This is a genomic window from Arthrobacter sp. Soil_C_49 (assembly GCF_057656635.1).
In genome coordinates, this window is the sequence record NZ_JBDGJZ010000016.1 from 72202 (window position 1) to 86109 (window position 13908).

The following is a 13908-nucleotide window of genomic DNA, read 5'->3' on the forward strand; positions in this document are numbered from 1 at the left end:
CCAAGAGACTCCTTGCGGGACACCGCATACTGGAAGCATGCGACGCCCTGTGGAACCCGCTGTACCGCGGCCCGGCCAGGAATCTGCCTGGGACTATCCCCGGCCTCCGCGTGTGGAGCCGAGCGAAGAACGGATCCGGATCGTCCTTGGCGGTGAGCTCATCCTTGAGGCCTCGGAGTCACTGCGCGTTCTGGAGACCAGCCACCCGCCGGTCTACTACTTCCGCCGGGAAGCCTTCAGGGTTGGCACCCTGGAGCCGGCGCCGGGAAGCAGCTATTGCGAGTTTAAGGGGATGGCACACTACCTGAACGTGTTGGGCGGTGGTGGCACGGTGGCCGTTGCGGCAGCATGGTTCTACCCGGAACCGTCGCCGGGTTACACCGCACTGGCGGACTACGTGGCCGTGTACCCCGGCCGGATGGACTATTGCGAGGTGGACGGCGAGCGTGTGCGTCCCCAGGCCGGCTCGTTCTATGGCGGGTGGATCACCAGCAGGGTGGTTGGCCCGTTCAAGGGGGAACCGGGAACCGCGTTCTGGTAAACGGCGCTCCCGCCGGCATTTCGCCTTCACAACGGCCTTCCAACAAATATCCAGACAACTCCCAGAGTCTGGGAGCATGATGGGAACATGAACAAGAACGGCCCTGAAGCGAAGCTCCTTGTGGTGGATGATGAGCCCAACATCCGCGAACTGCTCTCCACGTCCCTGCGGTTCGCCGGATTCGACGTCGTCTCCGCAGCCAACGGACGCGACGCCCTCGCCGCTGCCGACCTGCACGCACCGGACCTCGCCGTCCTGGACGTGATGCTCCCGGACATGGACGGGTTCACCGTCACCCGCCGGCTGCGTGCGTCAGGCAAGCACTTCCCTGTCCTGTTCCTGACCGCCAAGGACGACACCGAGGACAAAGTCACGGGCCTCACCGTGGGCGGCGATGATTACGTCACCAAGCCCTTCAGCCTGGACGAGGTGGTGGCAAGGATCCGCGCCGTCCTCCGCCGGACGCAGCCTTTGCTCGACGATGACGCCGTCATCCGTGTGGACGATCTCGAACTCGACGACGACGCCCATGAAGTCCGCCGCGGCGGCACCGTCATCGAGCTCTCCCCCACCGAGTTCAAGCTGCTCCGTTACCTCATGCTCAACCCCAACCGGGTGCTGTCCAAGTCGCAGATCCTGGACCACGTCTGGGAGTACAACTTCAACGGTGACGCCTCCATCGTGGAGTCGTACATCTCCTACCTTCGCCGGAAAGTGGACATCGACCCTGAAGCTCCTGCCCTGATCCAGACCAAGCGTGGCGTGGGGTACGTGCTTCGGACGGCAGAAAAGCGCTGACCTTGCTGCAGCGTTGGAAGTCGGCCTCGCTCAGGACGCAACTGGTGGCCATGACGATGGCCCTGCTCATCATTGCCCTGACGGTGACCGGGGCGGGTACCCTGACCCTGCTTCACAGCTACCTGCAGGGGCAGATGGACCAGAAGCTGTACGCCGCCGTCGACCTGGCGGGAAAGCAACGCTCCTTCACACAGCTCCAGGCGCCGAACCCGTCGGTTCCCACTGACTATTCGTTGATACTCTTTGTGCCCGGTGAGGAGCCCTACCCGTTCGGCGGCGATGCCGAGAAGCATCCGGACATCAGCTCCATCAGCGTGGAGCAGGCGGAGGCGCGCGGCGGCGTCCCCTACCAGGTGAGGGGGACTGACGGGGAGAACTGGCGGGTCGTTGCGGTAAGAGTGCAAACCAACCAGACCACGGCCGTGGTGGTCATCGGGCTGTCGCTGCAGGATGTGGACGACGTGCTGAAGCACGCCTCGCTGGTGGTCACCGGCGTTGGCCTGCTGACGCTGCTCCTCGCGTCCCTGATCGCCAGCTGGACCGTGTCGCGTTCCTTCCGGCCGCTGGCGCGGGTGGAGAAGACGGCAGCCGCGATTGCCGCCGGCGACCTCTCCCGCCGGGTGGAGGTGGAGAACCCGGGTACCGAACTCGGCCGGCTGAGCAGTTCGTTGAATGCGATGCTGGCCCACATTGAAACGGCGTTCGCCGCCCGTACCGCGTCGGAGGCGAGGATGCGCCGGTTCGCAGCCGATGCCTCGCACGAACTGCGGACCCCGCTGGTGACCATCCGCGGCTTCTCCGAGCTGTACCGGCACGGAGCCCTGACCACTGACGAGGACGTTGCCACGGCCATGGGAAGGATCGAAAGCGAAGCCAAGCGCATGGGCTCCATGGTGGAGGACCTGTTGCTGCTGGCCCGCCTTGATGAGCAACGGCCATTGCAGCAAAAGCCCGTGGACCTCCAGCTGATCGCCCACGATGCGGTGGTGGATACGCAAGCGAGTTCCCGTTCACGGGCCATTTCACTGGTGGGGCTCGACGGCGGCCCGGCAGCTCCCGCGCCCGTGCTGGGCGACGAGGCCAAACTCCGGCAGGTAGTAGGCAACCTGGTGGGCAACGCCCTGCGGTACACGCCCGAGGACACCCCCATCGAGCTGGCCGTTGGCGTCCGCTCCTCCGCGGACGGGCACGAGCGTTCCGTTATCGAGGTCCGCGACCACGGGCCGGGGATCTCGGAGGAAGATGCGTCCAAGGTTTTCGAACGCTTCTACCGTGCGGACACGTCCCGCACGCGGGAAACGGGCGGCAGCGGCCTGGGCCTGGCCATCGTCGCGGCCATTGTGGGATCCCATGGCGGCTCGGTCCGGGTGGAGAATACCGACGGCGGCGGGGCCACGCTGGTGGTCAGCCTTCCGAAGCGCGAGGACGCACCGCTGGAGGCCAAAGCCGAGGGCAGCGACGAGGTTATCCACATATAGCCTCCGGCCGTGGCCCCGGGAAGGGGCGGTTCCGTAGGCTCGTTGCAGTTGTCCGGACCAGCCGGGCATGGGAGCGAACGCTGCCCGCTACTGCGAAAGGCACTGCCATGAGCATCATCTCCGTCGACACCGAACTCCTCCAGCTCAAGTCGGCCAACGTCCAGGCCACGGTGGACCGGATCAGCGCGGACGTGCAGGCCATGAAACGGGGACTGGACGAGCTTCAGGGGTCCTGGCGCGGCTCAGCCGCCACCAACTTCCAGGCGCTTCTTACGGAATGGACCATCACCCAGGGCAGGGTGGAGGCATCATTGGCGTCCATCAACATGGCGCTGGCGTCGGCGGCGGCTACCTACGCCCAGGCAGAGCAGGGAAACACGCAGCGGTTCAGCTGAGCCGCGTCGTTCTCAGGCTTCGGGTGTGCCCTGGTGGAACCGAAGCCGCCAGCGCTCACCGTCGAGCACCCACAGCGAGCTCCGGAGCGTTGTACCTGAGCGCGCGAAATTCCGGTAGGTCAGCAGGACGGCGCCGGGGCCAATGCGGTCGGAGCCTAGGATCTCGATATCGGTCCGCTCCCCCGGATCTTCTTCCAGCGCCATCATCATGGCGTCCCGGGTCCAGACCCGGCCGGAGCTGCCGATTTCCAGGAAGTCAGGGTGCAGGAGGACGGCCGTCCTGCCCATGTCCCCGCGGACCAGGGGGCCCAGCAGCTCCCGTTCCAGTTCTTCCACCAGCGCTTCCGGCGGAGCGGTTTCGGCCTGGCCGGAGGCACCGTCGAGGTCAAAGGCCCCGTCACCGAGCTGCGCGAAGTCCAACTGGGTAAAGTCCTGCTGGGCCAGCTCCTGCTGGCCGGGGCCCTGCAGGCTGGGGTCTTGGTGGGTCACGTCCTGGTGGGCCAGCTCCTGCTGGCTGAACAGGTCGTCCTCACGGGGTGCTGCTGCCGGCGGCTGAACAGTGACCGGAGCGCGGCCGGCGGCGCGGGCTCCCGAACCGCCGGGATGGTGTCCGCCGGGAAAGCCTGGGCCTGAACGGGCGGCCACACCCTGCTGGTAAGCCGTGGCGGCAGCCCGGGCCCGCTCGTCGGCGGCTTCGTTCAGGTGGTGCCCGGCGTGCCCCTTGACCCATTCGAACCTGTATTTGCGCCCGGCCAGTTCCCGGTCCAGTTCCTTGAGCAGGTCAACGTTCAGTACGGGCTTGCCGTCAGCCTTCCGCCAGCCCTTGCGCTTCCAGCCCGGCATCCACTTGGTGATGGAGTTGATGACGTACTGGCTGTCACAGAGAATGTGCAGGTCCTCGCCGGGAAGGTGCGCGGTGGCCCGCAACAGATCCAGGACAGCCATCAGCTCGCCCTGGTTGTTGGTTCCGTGCGGCCATCCGCCTGCGCGCCAGCAGTCGTCGTCCACGTACCAGGCCCAACCTGCGGGGCCTGGATTTCCCAAGGCCGAACCGTCGGCCGCTGCTGTAATCGTCACCGGTCCATCCTGCCAGAAGACACCGACAAAGCGGTGCTCCCGACCTTCCCCGGCGCCCGGGCAGCTGCTGCGCCCGTGCCTGCGCGGGTGGCAGAAGGCGCAATGAAAGGAGCAGTGGAAAGTCGCAGGAAAGCGTTTACCGAAATCCCTTGACGGAAGCATCCGGGCACCGGCACAATCGGATGTCACACGAGAAAGCGTTTTCTCTTACAGTGCAAGCGGGCGAAGACGCTCCCTTGAGGCACGGAGACTGCGTGCTCACCAGAACAAGGAAGGCAGATCAATGACGATTCCAACCGGCAGGCGGAGGAAGTTCCGGCTCGGTGCAGTAGCTGTGGCCCTGTCCCTCTTCGCAACGGGCTGTGGCGCGTCCGGCGGTTCCAGCAACAATGAGGAAGTCACCCTGCGGTTTGCGTGGTGGGGCAACGAGTACCTCAATGCGCAGACCGAAAAGGTCATTGACGCTTTCGAAGCCGAACACCCGAACATCAAGATTGAGTCCGAGCCTGGCGAGTGGGCCAGCTACTGGGACAAGCTCGCCACTAAGACTGCTGCGAACGATGCACCCGACGTCATCCAGATGGACCAGAAGTACATCGCGGAATACGGCGGACGCGGAGCCCTCCTGGACCTGTCCAAGCAGAAGGGCATCGACACGTCCAAGCTGGATAAGGAAGCGCTGGCATCAGGCCAGTACGATGATGCCCAGTACGGCTTGAGCACCGGCCAGAACGCCTACGTGGTCATGGCCAATACCAAGGTGTTCGAAGCCGCGAACGTTCCGCTTCCGGATGACACAAAGTGGACTTGGGATGACTTCATGGCCACGGCCGCCAAGATCAGCGCCTCAGGTGACGGCAAGAACTACGGCGCGGCCTACGGCACCAACGAAGCGGACCTGATCATCTGGCTGCGGCAGCACGGCGAGAACCTCTATTCAGAGGACGGCAAGCTGGACTTCGAAACCTCCACGGCTGCCTCCTTCTGGGAACGCCTGAAAGAACAGCGTGATTCGAAGGCCAGCCCGCCCGCCACCGTCGCCACGGAAGACGCCGGCGCGGGGCTGGAAGAAAGTCTGTTCGGCACCAACAGGGTTGGCATGGCCTGGTGGTGGACCAACCAGCTCGGCTCCCTCGAGGCGACCACCGGCAGCAGCATCAAAATGCTCCGCGCCCCCAGCACGGACGGCTCCGCTGCAGGGAACGGCATGTACTACAAGCCCACCATGTTCTGGTCCGCATCCTCCCGCACAAAGCACCCGGAAGCCGCCGCCACGTTCATCAACTACCTGGCCAACAGCCCCGAAGCCGGGGCCGTCCTCATGACCGACCGGGGCGTCCCCACCAACCCGGAGATCGTGGAGGGCATCACCCCCTCGCTGAAGCCTGCGGACACCACCGTAGTCGGCTTCCTCAAGGACATCGCCCCGGACATCAAGGAAGCGCCGCCGGTTCCGCCGGTGGGTGCCGGCAGCGTGCAGAACGTCATCAAGCGGTACACCGATGAAGTCCTTTATGACCGCCTCTCGCCGCAGGCCGCTGCCGACGCGTTCAAGAAGGAAGTTGAAGGAATGCTGGCCAGCGCAAGGAAGTAAACACTCCCCCGCTGGACAAAACAAATGCGGCCCCCTCGAAAGAGGGGGCCGCATTTATGTATTTCGCGGGACCAGGTCCGGCAGGAAAGGCTTAGAAGCCGCCCATGCCGCCCATGTCGTCGCCGCCGCCAACCGGGGCAGCGTTCTTCTCGGGCTTGTCGGCCACAACTGCCTCGGTGGTGAGGAACAGGCCGGCGATGGAGGCCGCGTTCTGCAGTGCAGAGCGGGTCACCTTGACGGGATCGTTCACACCGGCAGCCAGCAGGTCGACGTACTCGCCGGTTGCGGCGTTCAAGCCGTGGCCGGCAGGCAGGCCGCGGACCTTGTCAACCACAACGCCCGGCTCCAGGCCGGCGTTGAAGGCGATCTGCTTCAGCGGGGCGTCGATGGCAACGCGGACGATGTTCGCACCGGTTGCTTCGTCACCGGACAGCTGCAGGTTGGCGAATGCCTTGGCACCGGCCTGGATGAGGGCCACGCCGCCACCGGCGACGATGCCTTCTTCAACAGCAGCCTTGGCGTTGCGCACTGCGTCTTCGATGCGGTGCTTGCGCTCCTTGAGCTCAACCTCGGTCGCGGCACCGGCCTTGATGACTGCAACGCCGCCGGCCAGCTTGGCCAGGCGCTCCTGCAGCTTCTCGCGGTCGTAGTCCGAATCGGAGTTCTCGATCTCGGCGCGGATCTGGGCAACGCGGCCGGCGATCTGGTCGGCGTCGCCCGCACCTTCGACGATGGTGGTCTCGTCCTTGGTGACAACAACCTTGCGTGCCTTGCCCAGGAGCTCCAGGCCGGCGTTCTCCAGCTTGAGGCCAACTTCTTCGGAGATGACCTGGCCACCGGTGAGGACAGCGATGTCGGCGAGCTGTGCCTTGCGGCGGTCACCGAAGCCCGGAGCCTTGACGGCGACAGACTTGAAGGTGCCGCGGATCTTGTTGACGATCAGGGTGGCCAGGGCCTCGCCCTCAATGTCTTCGGCGATGATCAGCAGCGGCTTGTTGGACTGCATGACCTTCTCGAGGACAGCAACCAGTTCCTTGACGTTGGAGATCTTGGAGTTGACGATCAGGATGTACGGATCCTCGAGGACCGTTTCCTGGCGCTCTGCGTCGGTGACGAAGTAGGCGGAGATGTAGCCCTTGTCGAAGCGCATGCCTTCGGTGAGCTCAAGCTCCAGGCCGAAGGTGTTGGACTCCTCGACCGTGATGACGCCTTCCTTGCCCACCTTGTCCAGGGCTTCGGCGATGAGGGCACCGATTTCCTCGTCACCGGCGGAGATGGATGCCGTAGCGGCGATCTCTTCCTTGGTTTCGATTTCCTTGGCGGAGTTCAGCAGTTCGGCGGTGACGGCCTCAACGGCCTTCTCGATGCCGCGCTTGAGGGACAGCGGGTCGGCGCCGGCAGCAACGTTGCGCAGGCCTTCCTTCACCAGTGCCTGTGCCAGCACGGTTGCCGTGGTGGTACCGTCGCCGGCGACGTCGTCCGTCTTCTTGGCAACTTCCTTGACCAGCTCGGCGCCGATCTTCTCGTAAGGATCGTCCAGCTCGATCTCCTTGGCGATGGAAACACCATCGTTGGTGATCGTGGGGGCGCCCCACTTCTTCTCGAGGACGACGTTGCGTCCACGCGGGCCGAGGGTGACCTTAACGGCGTCGGCGAGGATGTTCAGGCCCCGCTCAAGGCCGCGGCGTGCCTCTTCATCAAATGCAATGATCTTGGCCATAACGGCAGTAGTCCTTTCGGGACAGTCGTTAAGAATGAACCTTCGCTGCAGTGCCCGCGACGGACGATCCTTCACCTTCGGCCTCTGTATGCCTCCGGCTGGGGATCTCACTCCAGTTAGGTGTTTCTTCGCTCCTCGACCGGTGCAGCGCGCCGCGGGCCGGAACCAGCTTTGCTTTAGCAGTCGGTACGTCAGAGTGCTAACTCAATAATTAGCACTCCCCACGTGAGAGTGCAAGCGAATAAGACCCTGCTTTGTCCCGTTTAGCCGACGGCGAAGCTCAGCCCGCTGCCCGTCCGGCGGTCTCCCGGCCGCTGGGCGCCGGGTTGTTGTCAGCCCCGTAGGTATAGACGGTGAAGGTGGCGCTGGTGATGTCCCCGTTGGCGTCAAAGGCAACCGGGCCGGATTCGCCGTCGTAATTAATATCGGGGCGGGTCATCAGCCCCGCCCGGCAGTCCTTATAGGTGAGACAGGCTTCGGCAGCAGGTGTCCCGGAGGATCCTTCCACCGCTCCACCGGAGGCAGGAATGAGGTTGGCGGCGATGGAGCGACCCGCGTCATCCTGCGCGCGGGCGGCGGCGAGGGCAGCAACAGTTACGGCGTCGTAGGCCTCGGCGGCGAACGATACGTCCTTCAGGCCCGGGTCCACCGCGAGCAGCCTGGCCTGGAAGCCCGCATCGGGAAGCTGCCCGGCAACCACCGCGCGGGCGCCGTCGAGGGACTTGGCGGGCAGGCGGGAACCGTAGCGCGCGAAGGCGCCGTCGCTGAGGATGATCCGCTTCCCGTCCACGCCGGCATTGGCCAGTTCGGCCAGGGCGCCCTGGGCACCGTCTCGGGCGATGACAATAATGGCATCCGCGGCGGCCTTCTGCACGGCAGCGGCGGCGCTGCCCGCCCCGCCCGGCGTGAAACCGGCGGTAGCAGCCACTTTCATTCCGGCCTGTTCAGCAGCGGTGGCGACGGCGGCTGACACGTCAGTGCCATAGGAGCCTTCCTGGTGCAGCACCGCCACCGTGGCGGCGCCGGCGTCCTTGGCGAGCTTCACGAGGACGGGGCCCTGCGCGACGTCGGCAGCTGCGGTCCGGAAGTAGTAGCCGCCGCTGTTGGAGGTGCTGAGGCCGGCAGCCGTGTTGGCCGGTGAGATGAGCGGGGTCCGGGCGCGGGAGAGGATGTCGATGGCAGCGGCGGCGTGGCTGGAATCCGTGGGGCCGATGACAACGTCAGCCTTTGCGGCAACGAGTGCCTGGGCCTGCCCGGCCGCATCCTGCCCGGTTTCGGGAGGGAGGAGTTCCACCGGCTTGCCTTTGTGGCCGCCGGCGGTGTTAATCTCCTGCACGGCGAGCTTGACGGCAGCCAGCTGGGGTGCGTTCAGGAAGGCGTTGTCCCCGGTGCTGTCCAGGATCAGCCCGACCCGGAGGGTGCCGTCCCCGGACGCTTCCGCCGGTTCCACCCTCGCGTTGCCGGTGGCACCGGAGCAGGCGGTCAGGGTGAGGGTTGCGCAGGCGGCAGCTGTGATGAGCGCCCGGCGGATGGCCGCGGGACGGAGGAAAGTGCTGTTCACCCGGCCGGCCGGACGCTTTCGGCCTGCGGGCCCTTCTCGCCTTCGCCGACTTCCAACTCCACGCGCTGGCCTTCGTCGAGGGCCCGGTAGCCTTCGCCCTGGATGGCAGACCAGTGGACAAAGATGTCATCGCCCGTGCCGTCCACGGTGATGAAACCGTAGCCCTTTTCCGCGTTGAACCATTTGACGGTTCCCAGTGCCATGTCCGACCACTCTTTCCGTTGCGTCCGGGCGTCCACACCGCTGTGTTCGGGGTGGCCCGGACCGAACCTGAAAATCACTCTAGCCAACTCCCTGCCGGCGGGACGGGACGGCTCCGGGGCGGACGGCAATAGTTATTCAGGTGTAACAGCCGGGACGGCGTGCGCGGAACAAGGCGCTGTTTACCGGTAGCCGGGGCCCAGCACCACAACCAGGGGCACCTGGAATTCGGTGCTGTTCACCAGCGTGGGGATGCCGAGGAGCTCCGCCAGGGCCTGGGCGCTGGCGAGCTGGCCGGCGCCCGAATAGAAGATGATGGAGGTTTGCTGCGGCGAGCCGGCCCAGTTGCCCACCTGCCCCAGCGTCCAGCCGTCAGCCTGGAGCGTGCCGCCAACCCGGCTGGCCAGGCCTGCCGTGCCCGCGGCGTTGTAGACGGCAACGGGCTGCGCCTTGTTGATGACTGCCGGGGCGTCGGAAGACGCGCTCGGTTCGGGTTCGGGCTCGGCGCTGGGTTCCGGTTCAGCCGAGGCGGACGGCTGCGCCTCAGCGGAGGGGGATGCGTCCGGAGCCGCCGAGGGGGTGGAGCCGGTGCCGGCCAGCGGCGCTGCCTCCTGGCTGACTGACGCCTGGCTGCCGGCGGTGTTGAACCCGAGCTTGGGAAGGATCAGGAAGGACACCAGTCCGATGACCAGCGCGGCCACGCCTACCGCGAGGATCGGCCACAGCCGCACCCGGGTTGGGCCCGAAGCCGTACGGTGGACACCTTGTCGCGAAGCAGACTCCGGGACCTTGTCGAATTCATCGCGGGCGTATCTGGTCATGGTGGATGACATCCTTGTTGGTTTGCTGCTGGAGGGGACAGCGCGAGCTTCTTACGCGTCGGACCCCAGGCGCCGTGCGGTACGTGCACGCTGGCGCGACGTACGTAGTCTACGCAATCGCTTGACCAGCATGGGATCGTGGGCCAGCGCATCCTCGGTGTCAATGAGGGCATTCAGCAGCTGGTAGTAGTGCGTCGCGGAGAGGTCGAAGAGCTCCCGGATGGCCTGTTCCTTGGCGCCGGCGTACTTCCACCACTGCCGCTCCAGCGCCAGCATCTGCTGCTCCCGCTCGCTCAACGGCGAGTCACGGAGCGTGAAATCGGCCAGGAGCGGATGCCGTGGTTCCTGCTCCGGCAGGTGCTCCCGAGCTGGTTCCGCCACTGCACACTCCTCCTGCTGGTTGCGAAAATTGTCTGACCCCCATGGTACGGGCGAATAACACCAATGTCATTTGGAGCGACGGGCGGATCAGGCGCCGCGGACGGGGGCGGCCCCTGCAAGAATGGGACGGTGTTTGAATCAGATGCCCTGTTCGACCTGGCACCGGAACCGGCGGACACACTCGGTTTCACAGAACTTGCGGCGCTCCCGCTGGACGAGCTGATGGCCCCCGACTGGGCCGAAGCCCTGGCGGGGGTCGAAACGGAACTCCGCCAGGTGCTCGCCTTCCTTGCCGGCGAAGTGGCAGCGGGGCACCAGGTCCTGCCGGCGCCGTCGAACGTCCTGCGCGCCTTCCGGCAGCCGCTCGCGGACGTCAAGGTGCTGATTGTGGGGCAGGACCCCTACCCCACGCCCGGCCACGCGGTGGGACTGTCCTTTTCGGTAGCGCCGACCACGCGGCCCATTCCGCGCAGCCTTGCCAATATCTACCGCGAGCTTGAAGCGGACCTCGGAGTCCCTGCGCGGATGCACGGGGACCTGTCCGCCTGGGCCGACCAGGGCGTGCTGCTCCTGAACCGCGTCATGACGGTGCGGGCGGGGGCAGCCGGCTCGCACCGCGGCAAAGGCTGGGAGAAGATCACGACGGCGGCCGTCACCGCCGTCGCACGCCGGCGCCGTCCGGACGGGTCACGGCAGCCCCTCGTTGCCGTGCTGTGGGGCAAGGACGCGGAAAGCGTCCGGCCGCTCCTGGAGGGGGCTCCCGCCGTGGCGAGCGCCCACCCCAGCCCGCTGTCCGCGTCCCGCGGTTTCTTTGGCTCCCGGCCCTTCAGCCGCGTCAACGAACTCCTGCGCGGCCAGGGTGCGCCGGACGTAACCTGGGAACTCCCGCCAGTCCCTTAGCTTAGGCTTGCCTTATGAGCATTCTGCCCGCCGCCACCAGCGCCACCAAAAAAAGCCGTCCGCAGGTCAACCTCACCGTGGTCCGCAGGGAAGAACTGTCCCCGCACATGGTCCGGATCGTTGCCGGCGGGGACGGCTTCGCGGACTTCGCCAACAACGACTTTGTGGACCGGTACGTCAAGCTTGTTTTCCCGCAGCCGGGCATCGAGTACCCCTCCCCGCTGGATCTGTGGAGCATCCGGGAAACCATGCCGCGGGAACAGTGGCCCTTTACCCGGACCTACACCATCCGCTGGGTGGATGCTGCTGCACGCGAACTGGCCATCGACTTTGTAGTGCATGGGGACGAAGGACTGGCTGGTCCCTGGGCCGCGCAGGCACAGCCGGGCGACACCCTGACCTTCACCGGCCCGGGCGGCGCCTACAACCCCGCACCCGATGCTGACTGGTACCTCTTCGCCGGCGACGAGGCTGCGCTGCCGGCCATTGCGGCATGCCTGGAGTCATTGCCCCGGGAAGCCACCGGCCTGGCATTCCTTGAGGTGGATTCCGACGCCGACATCCAGGCGATCGCGGCCCCCGCCGGCGTGGAACTCCACTGGCTCACCCGCCACGGCGTCCCCGCCGGCGAGAGCGACCTCCTGGTCCAGGCCGTGGCGGACGCCGAGTGGCCCGGCGGCCGCGTTGACGTCTTCGCCCACGGCGAGCGCGGCTACATGAAGGCCCTCCGCGACGTCCTGTTCAAGCAGCGCGGCCTGGACCGCAAACAGGTCTCGCTTTCGGGCTATTGGGCCAAGGGCCGGGTGGAGGACGTGTTCCAGGCGGAGAAGAAGCTTCCGGTCGGCCAGATCTAGGCAGGGAATTCCAGCCGGGCGGCATGCTGCCGGGCAGGTAGCCGCCGTCCGGCGGTCAGCGGCGGCGGGCGCGGCGCCGCTCGTTGCTTGCCAGGCTCCTGGTCAGCGGCCGCGCAAGGGTGTCCCCCAGGACGATCCCGCCGGCCGTTCCGAGGACGATGGCTCCGGCGTTGAGCATCCCGCCGGCGCCGAGGAGGATCTCGGCTTCTTCGATGGTGAGCACGTACATGGACCGGAAGATCGTCAGGCCCGGCAGCAGGATCAGAGCTGCCGGCACAGCCACCACAAGCTGCGGCGCACCCATCCGCAGGGCAACCACACGGGCCAGCAAGCCGATCACCACGGCGGCGAGTGCGGGCGAGAACCGGTCTCCGACCCCCAGCTGGTTCGCTGCGAGCAGGACGAAGTAGCCGGCCACTCCCACCCCCGCCGTGGGCAGCAGCAGCTTCCAGGTGGTCTGTTCCGTAATCCCGATGGCCATCACGGCCACCGCCACGAAGAGCACCAGGACCCAGAGGTCGTAGGCAGGCGGGAACGTCTCCGTGACGTCGATCCGCTGCATGCCCGTCAGCTCCCCCACCACAAAGGCGACGGCGATGCCCGCCACGATGGCGCCGAACGTCAGCAGCGTTGACAGGAACCGGCCCGCAGCGGTGACGGGGAAGCCGTTGATTGCATCCTGCACGGAGGAGACGAGGCGTCCCGTGGGCAGGAGCAGGAGGATGCCGCCCACCACCACGATGGCCGGCGATGTTGTCAGCCCGAACTGCCACAGCACCAGCGCCAGCTGTGTCACCACAAACGAACAGCTGGCGGTGATGAAGAAGTCCGGCACCCGCCACCGGCCCAGTTGGCGGGCCAGCAGGCTGATGCCGATGTTGGCCGCAAACGCGATGGCCGAGGACACCGGTCCGCCGCCCAGGACGCCCACAAAAACGGCTGCAAAGGTCCCGAACGCCACCGTGACCAGCCACCGCGGGAACGGCTTGGGGCTGGTGATGGCCTCATCCAGCCGGCGGATGGCCTCGTCACGGCCCACTCCCCCGGCCACGATGTCCGTGACGAGCTGGTGGACCTTGGCCAGGCCCGCGTAGTTGTTGGTCCAGGAGCGGACCACGCGCAGCAGCGCGATGGGTGTCTGGTCCTTGGGAGCGTAGTTGATGCCGACGGACTGGTTGGTGATGTCCACTTCGATGTTCTTCAGTCCCAGCGCCGCCGTTACGGCGATGATGCTGGTTTCCACCTCCAGCGCACCGGCCCCGTACCGGAACATGGTCTCGGCCAGGTGCAGGACGAAGTCGAGCGTCTTCCGGGCAGAGGTGTCAACGCCGCCCACCTGGATCATCGGATTCGCGTACGGGCTGCCGGTAAGGCGGTCCACGATGCTCAAGGGGGCGGTGGGCGGGCTTTCGCCCTGGACCAGGCGCCGCAGCATTCTTTTCGCGGCGGCGTTCTGGCGCACCTGGGAGGGGGTCAGTGGTTCGGTCTTGGGCAGGCCGTCGGTCTGCGGCCTGCGCCCGGGGTACTCCGGCCGGTCAGTCATGGTTGCCTCCTCCCAGTGCGGTGCTGTGTCCCAGTGCGGTGTTG

At 66.3% G+C, this 13908-nt stretch carries 14 protein-coding genes; 7 read left to right on the plus strand and 7 right to left on the minus strand.

Translation table 11 applies throughout. From position 1 onward, the window contains the following. The first annotated feature begins 37 nt into the window (after positions 1 to 37). The 4 genes from AC3A4Z_RS20005 to AC3A4Z_RS20020 all read left to right on the plus strand — a co-directional run bounded on the left by AC3A4Z_RS20005 (position 38) and on the right by AC3A4Z_RS20020 (position 3212). Positions 38 to 541 (plus strand): DUF427 domain-containing protein, encoded by a 504-nt coding sequence (locus tag AC3A4Z_RS20005; protein WP_498713683.1) that lies wholly within the window; start codon positions 38 to 40, stop codon positions 539 to 541. Positions 542 to 628: 87 nt separating this feature from the next. Then, complete coding sequence (locus AC3A4Z_RS20010) at positions 629 to 1339, plus strand: response regulator transcription factor (RefSeq protein ID WP_142043766.1); 711 nt, start codon at positions 629 to 631, stop codon at positions 1337 to 1339. 2 nt (positions 1340 to 1341) lie between these two features. After that, positions 1342 to 2817, plus strand: a complete 1476-nt coding sequence (locus AC3A4Z_RS20015) for a sensor histidine kinase (RefSeq protein WP_498713685.1) — start codon at positions 1342 to 1344, stop codon at positions 2815 to 2817. A 107-nt stretch (positions 2818 to 2924) separates the two neighbouring features. Continuing rightward, a complete protein-coding gene (locus AC3A4Z_RS20020) occupies positions 2925 to 3212 on the plus strand; it encodes a WXG100 family type VII secretion target (protein ID WP_498713687.1) in 288 nt (95 codons plus the stop codon). Between the two features lie 12 nt (positions 3213 to 3224). Here the strand turns inward: AC3A4Z_RS20020 and AC3A4Z_RS20025 are convergent, their stop codons facing one another. Continuing rightward, positions 3225 to 4289 (minus strand): RNase H family protein, encoded by a 1065-nt coding sequence (locus AC3A4Z_RS20025; RefSeq protein WP_498713689.1) that lies wholly within the window; start codon positions 4287 to 4289, stop codon positions 3225 to 3227. Positions 4290 to 4572: 283 nt separating this feature from the next. On the opposite strand from AC3A4Z_RS20025, the gene AC3A4Z_RS20030 reads away from it, so the two are divergent. Continuing rightward, positions 4573 to 5883: an ABC transporter substrate-binding protein gene (locus AC3A4Z_RS20030; protein WP_498713691.1), complete on the plus strand. Its 1311-nt coding sequence runs from the start codon at positions 4573 to 4575 to the stop codon at positions 5881 to 5883. Positions 5884 to 5974: 91 nt separating this feature from the next. On the opposite strand, the gene groL is transcribed toward AC3A4Z_RS20030, so the two are convergent. From groL to AC3A4Z_RS20055, 5 genes are all read right to left on the minus strand, one after another. After that, positions 5975 to 7603: a chaperonin GroEL gene (gene groL, locus AC3A4Z_RS20035; protein WP_091417205.1), complete on the minus strand. Its 1629-nt coding sequence runs from the start codon at positions 7601 to 7603 to the stop codon at positions 5975 to 5977. Between the two features lie 280 nt (positions 7604 to 7883). Next, positions 7884 to 9164, minus strand: a complete 1281-nt coding sequence (locus AC3A4Z_RS20040) for an ABC transporter substrate-binding protein (protein WP_498713693.1) — start codon at positions 9162 to 9164, stop codon at positions 7884 to 7886. Further along, positions 9161 to 9367, minus strand: coding sequence for a cold-shock protein (locus AC3A4Z_RS20045; protein WP_050056287.1), 207 nt, complete (start codon positions 9365 to 9367; stop codon positions 9161 to 9163). The genes AC3A4Z_RS20040 and AC3A4Z_RS20045 overlap by 4 nt, the downstream gene beginning before the upstream one ends. 180 nt (positions 9368 to 9547) lie before the next feature. After that, positions 9548 to 10186 carry a LytR C-terminal domain-containing protein gene (locus tag AC3A4Z_RS20050; RefSeq protein ID WP_498713695.1) on the minus strand — a complete coding sequence of 213 codons (639 nt, stop codon included), beginning with the start codon at positions 10184 to 10186 and terminating at the stop codon, positions 9548 to 9550. A 51-nt stretch (positions 10187 to 10237) separates the two neighbouring features. Then, positions 10238 to 10567, minus strand: coding sequence for a DUF3263 domain-containing protein (locus AC3A4Z_RS20055; protein ID WP_498713697.1), 330 nt, complete (start codon positions 10565 to 10567; stop codon positions 10238 to 10240). A 129-nt stretch (positions 10568 to 10696) separates the two neighbouring features. Between AC3A4Z_RS20055 and AC3A4Z_RS20060 the strand changes: the two genes are divergently transcribed. Both AC3A4Z_RS20060 and AC3A4Z_RS20065 read left to right on the plus strand, forming a co-directional pair. Beyond that, complete coding sequence (locus AC3A4Z_RS20060) at positions 10697 to 11467, plus strand: uracil-DNA glycosylase (RefSeq protein ID WP_498713699.1); 771 nt, start codon at positions 10697 to 10699, stop codon at positions 11465 to 11467. A 14-nt stretch (positions 11468 to 11481) separates the two neighbouring features. Further along, entirely contained in the window at positions 11482 to 12321 is an 840-nt protein-coding gene (locus AC3A4Z_RS20065) for a siderophore-interacting protein (protein WP_498713701.1), read from the plus strand. Between the two features lie 55 nt (positions 12322 to 12376). Here AC3A4Z_RS20065 and AC3A4Z_RS20070 read toward each other — a convergent pair whose 3' ends face one another. Then, complete coding sequence (locus AC3A4Z_RS20070) at positions 12377 to 13864, minus strand: threonine/serine exporter family protein (protein WP_493972081.1); 1488 nt, start codon at positions 13862 to 13864, stop codon at positions 12377 to 12379. Positions 13865 to 13908 lie beyond the last annotated feature (44 nt).

Bases quoted from the DNA above. Each gene is read 5' to 3' on its own strand.
- groL (WP_091417205.1), bottom strand. From the start codon at position 7,603: ATGGCCAAGATCATTGCATTTGATGAAGAGGCACGCCGCGGCCTTGAG.
- AC3A4Z_RS20045 (WP_050056287.1), bottom strand. From the start codon at position 9,367: ATGGCACTGGGAACCGTCAAATGGTTCAACGCGGAAAAGGGCTACGGT.
- AC3A4Z_RS20050 (WP_498713695.1), bottom strand. From the start codon at position 10,186: ATGACCAGATACGCCCGCGATGAATTCGACAAGGTCCCGGAGTCTGCT.
- AC3A4Z_RS20005 (WP_498713683.1), top strand. From the start codon at position 38: ATGCGACGCCCTGTGGAACCCGCTGTACCGCGGCCCGGCCAGGAATCT.
- AC3A4Z_RS20010 (WP_142043766.1), top strand. From the start codon at position 629: ATGAACAAGAACGGCCCTGAAGCGAAGCTCCTTGTGGTGGATGATGAG.
- AC3A4Z_RS20065 (WP_498713701.1), top strand. From the start codon at position 11,482: ATGAGCATTCTGCCCGCCGCCACCAGCGCCACCAAAAAAAGCCGTCCG.
- AC3A4Z_RS20070 (WP_493972081.1), bottom strand. From the start codon at position 13,864: ATGACTGACCGGCCGGAGTACCCCGGGCGCAGGCCGCAGACCGACGGC.
- AC3A4Z_RS20020 (WP_498713687.1), top strand. From the start codon at position 2,925: ATGAGCATCATCTCCGTCGACACCGAACTCCTCCAGCTCAAGTCGGCC.
- AC3A4Z_RS20030 (WP_498713691.1), top strand. From the start codon at position 4,573: ATGACGATTCCAACCGGCAGGCGGAGGAAGTTCCGGCTCGGTGCAGTA.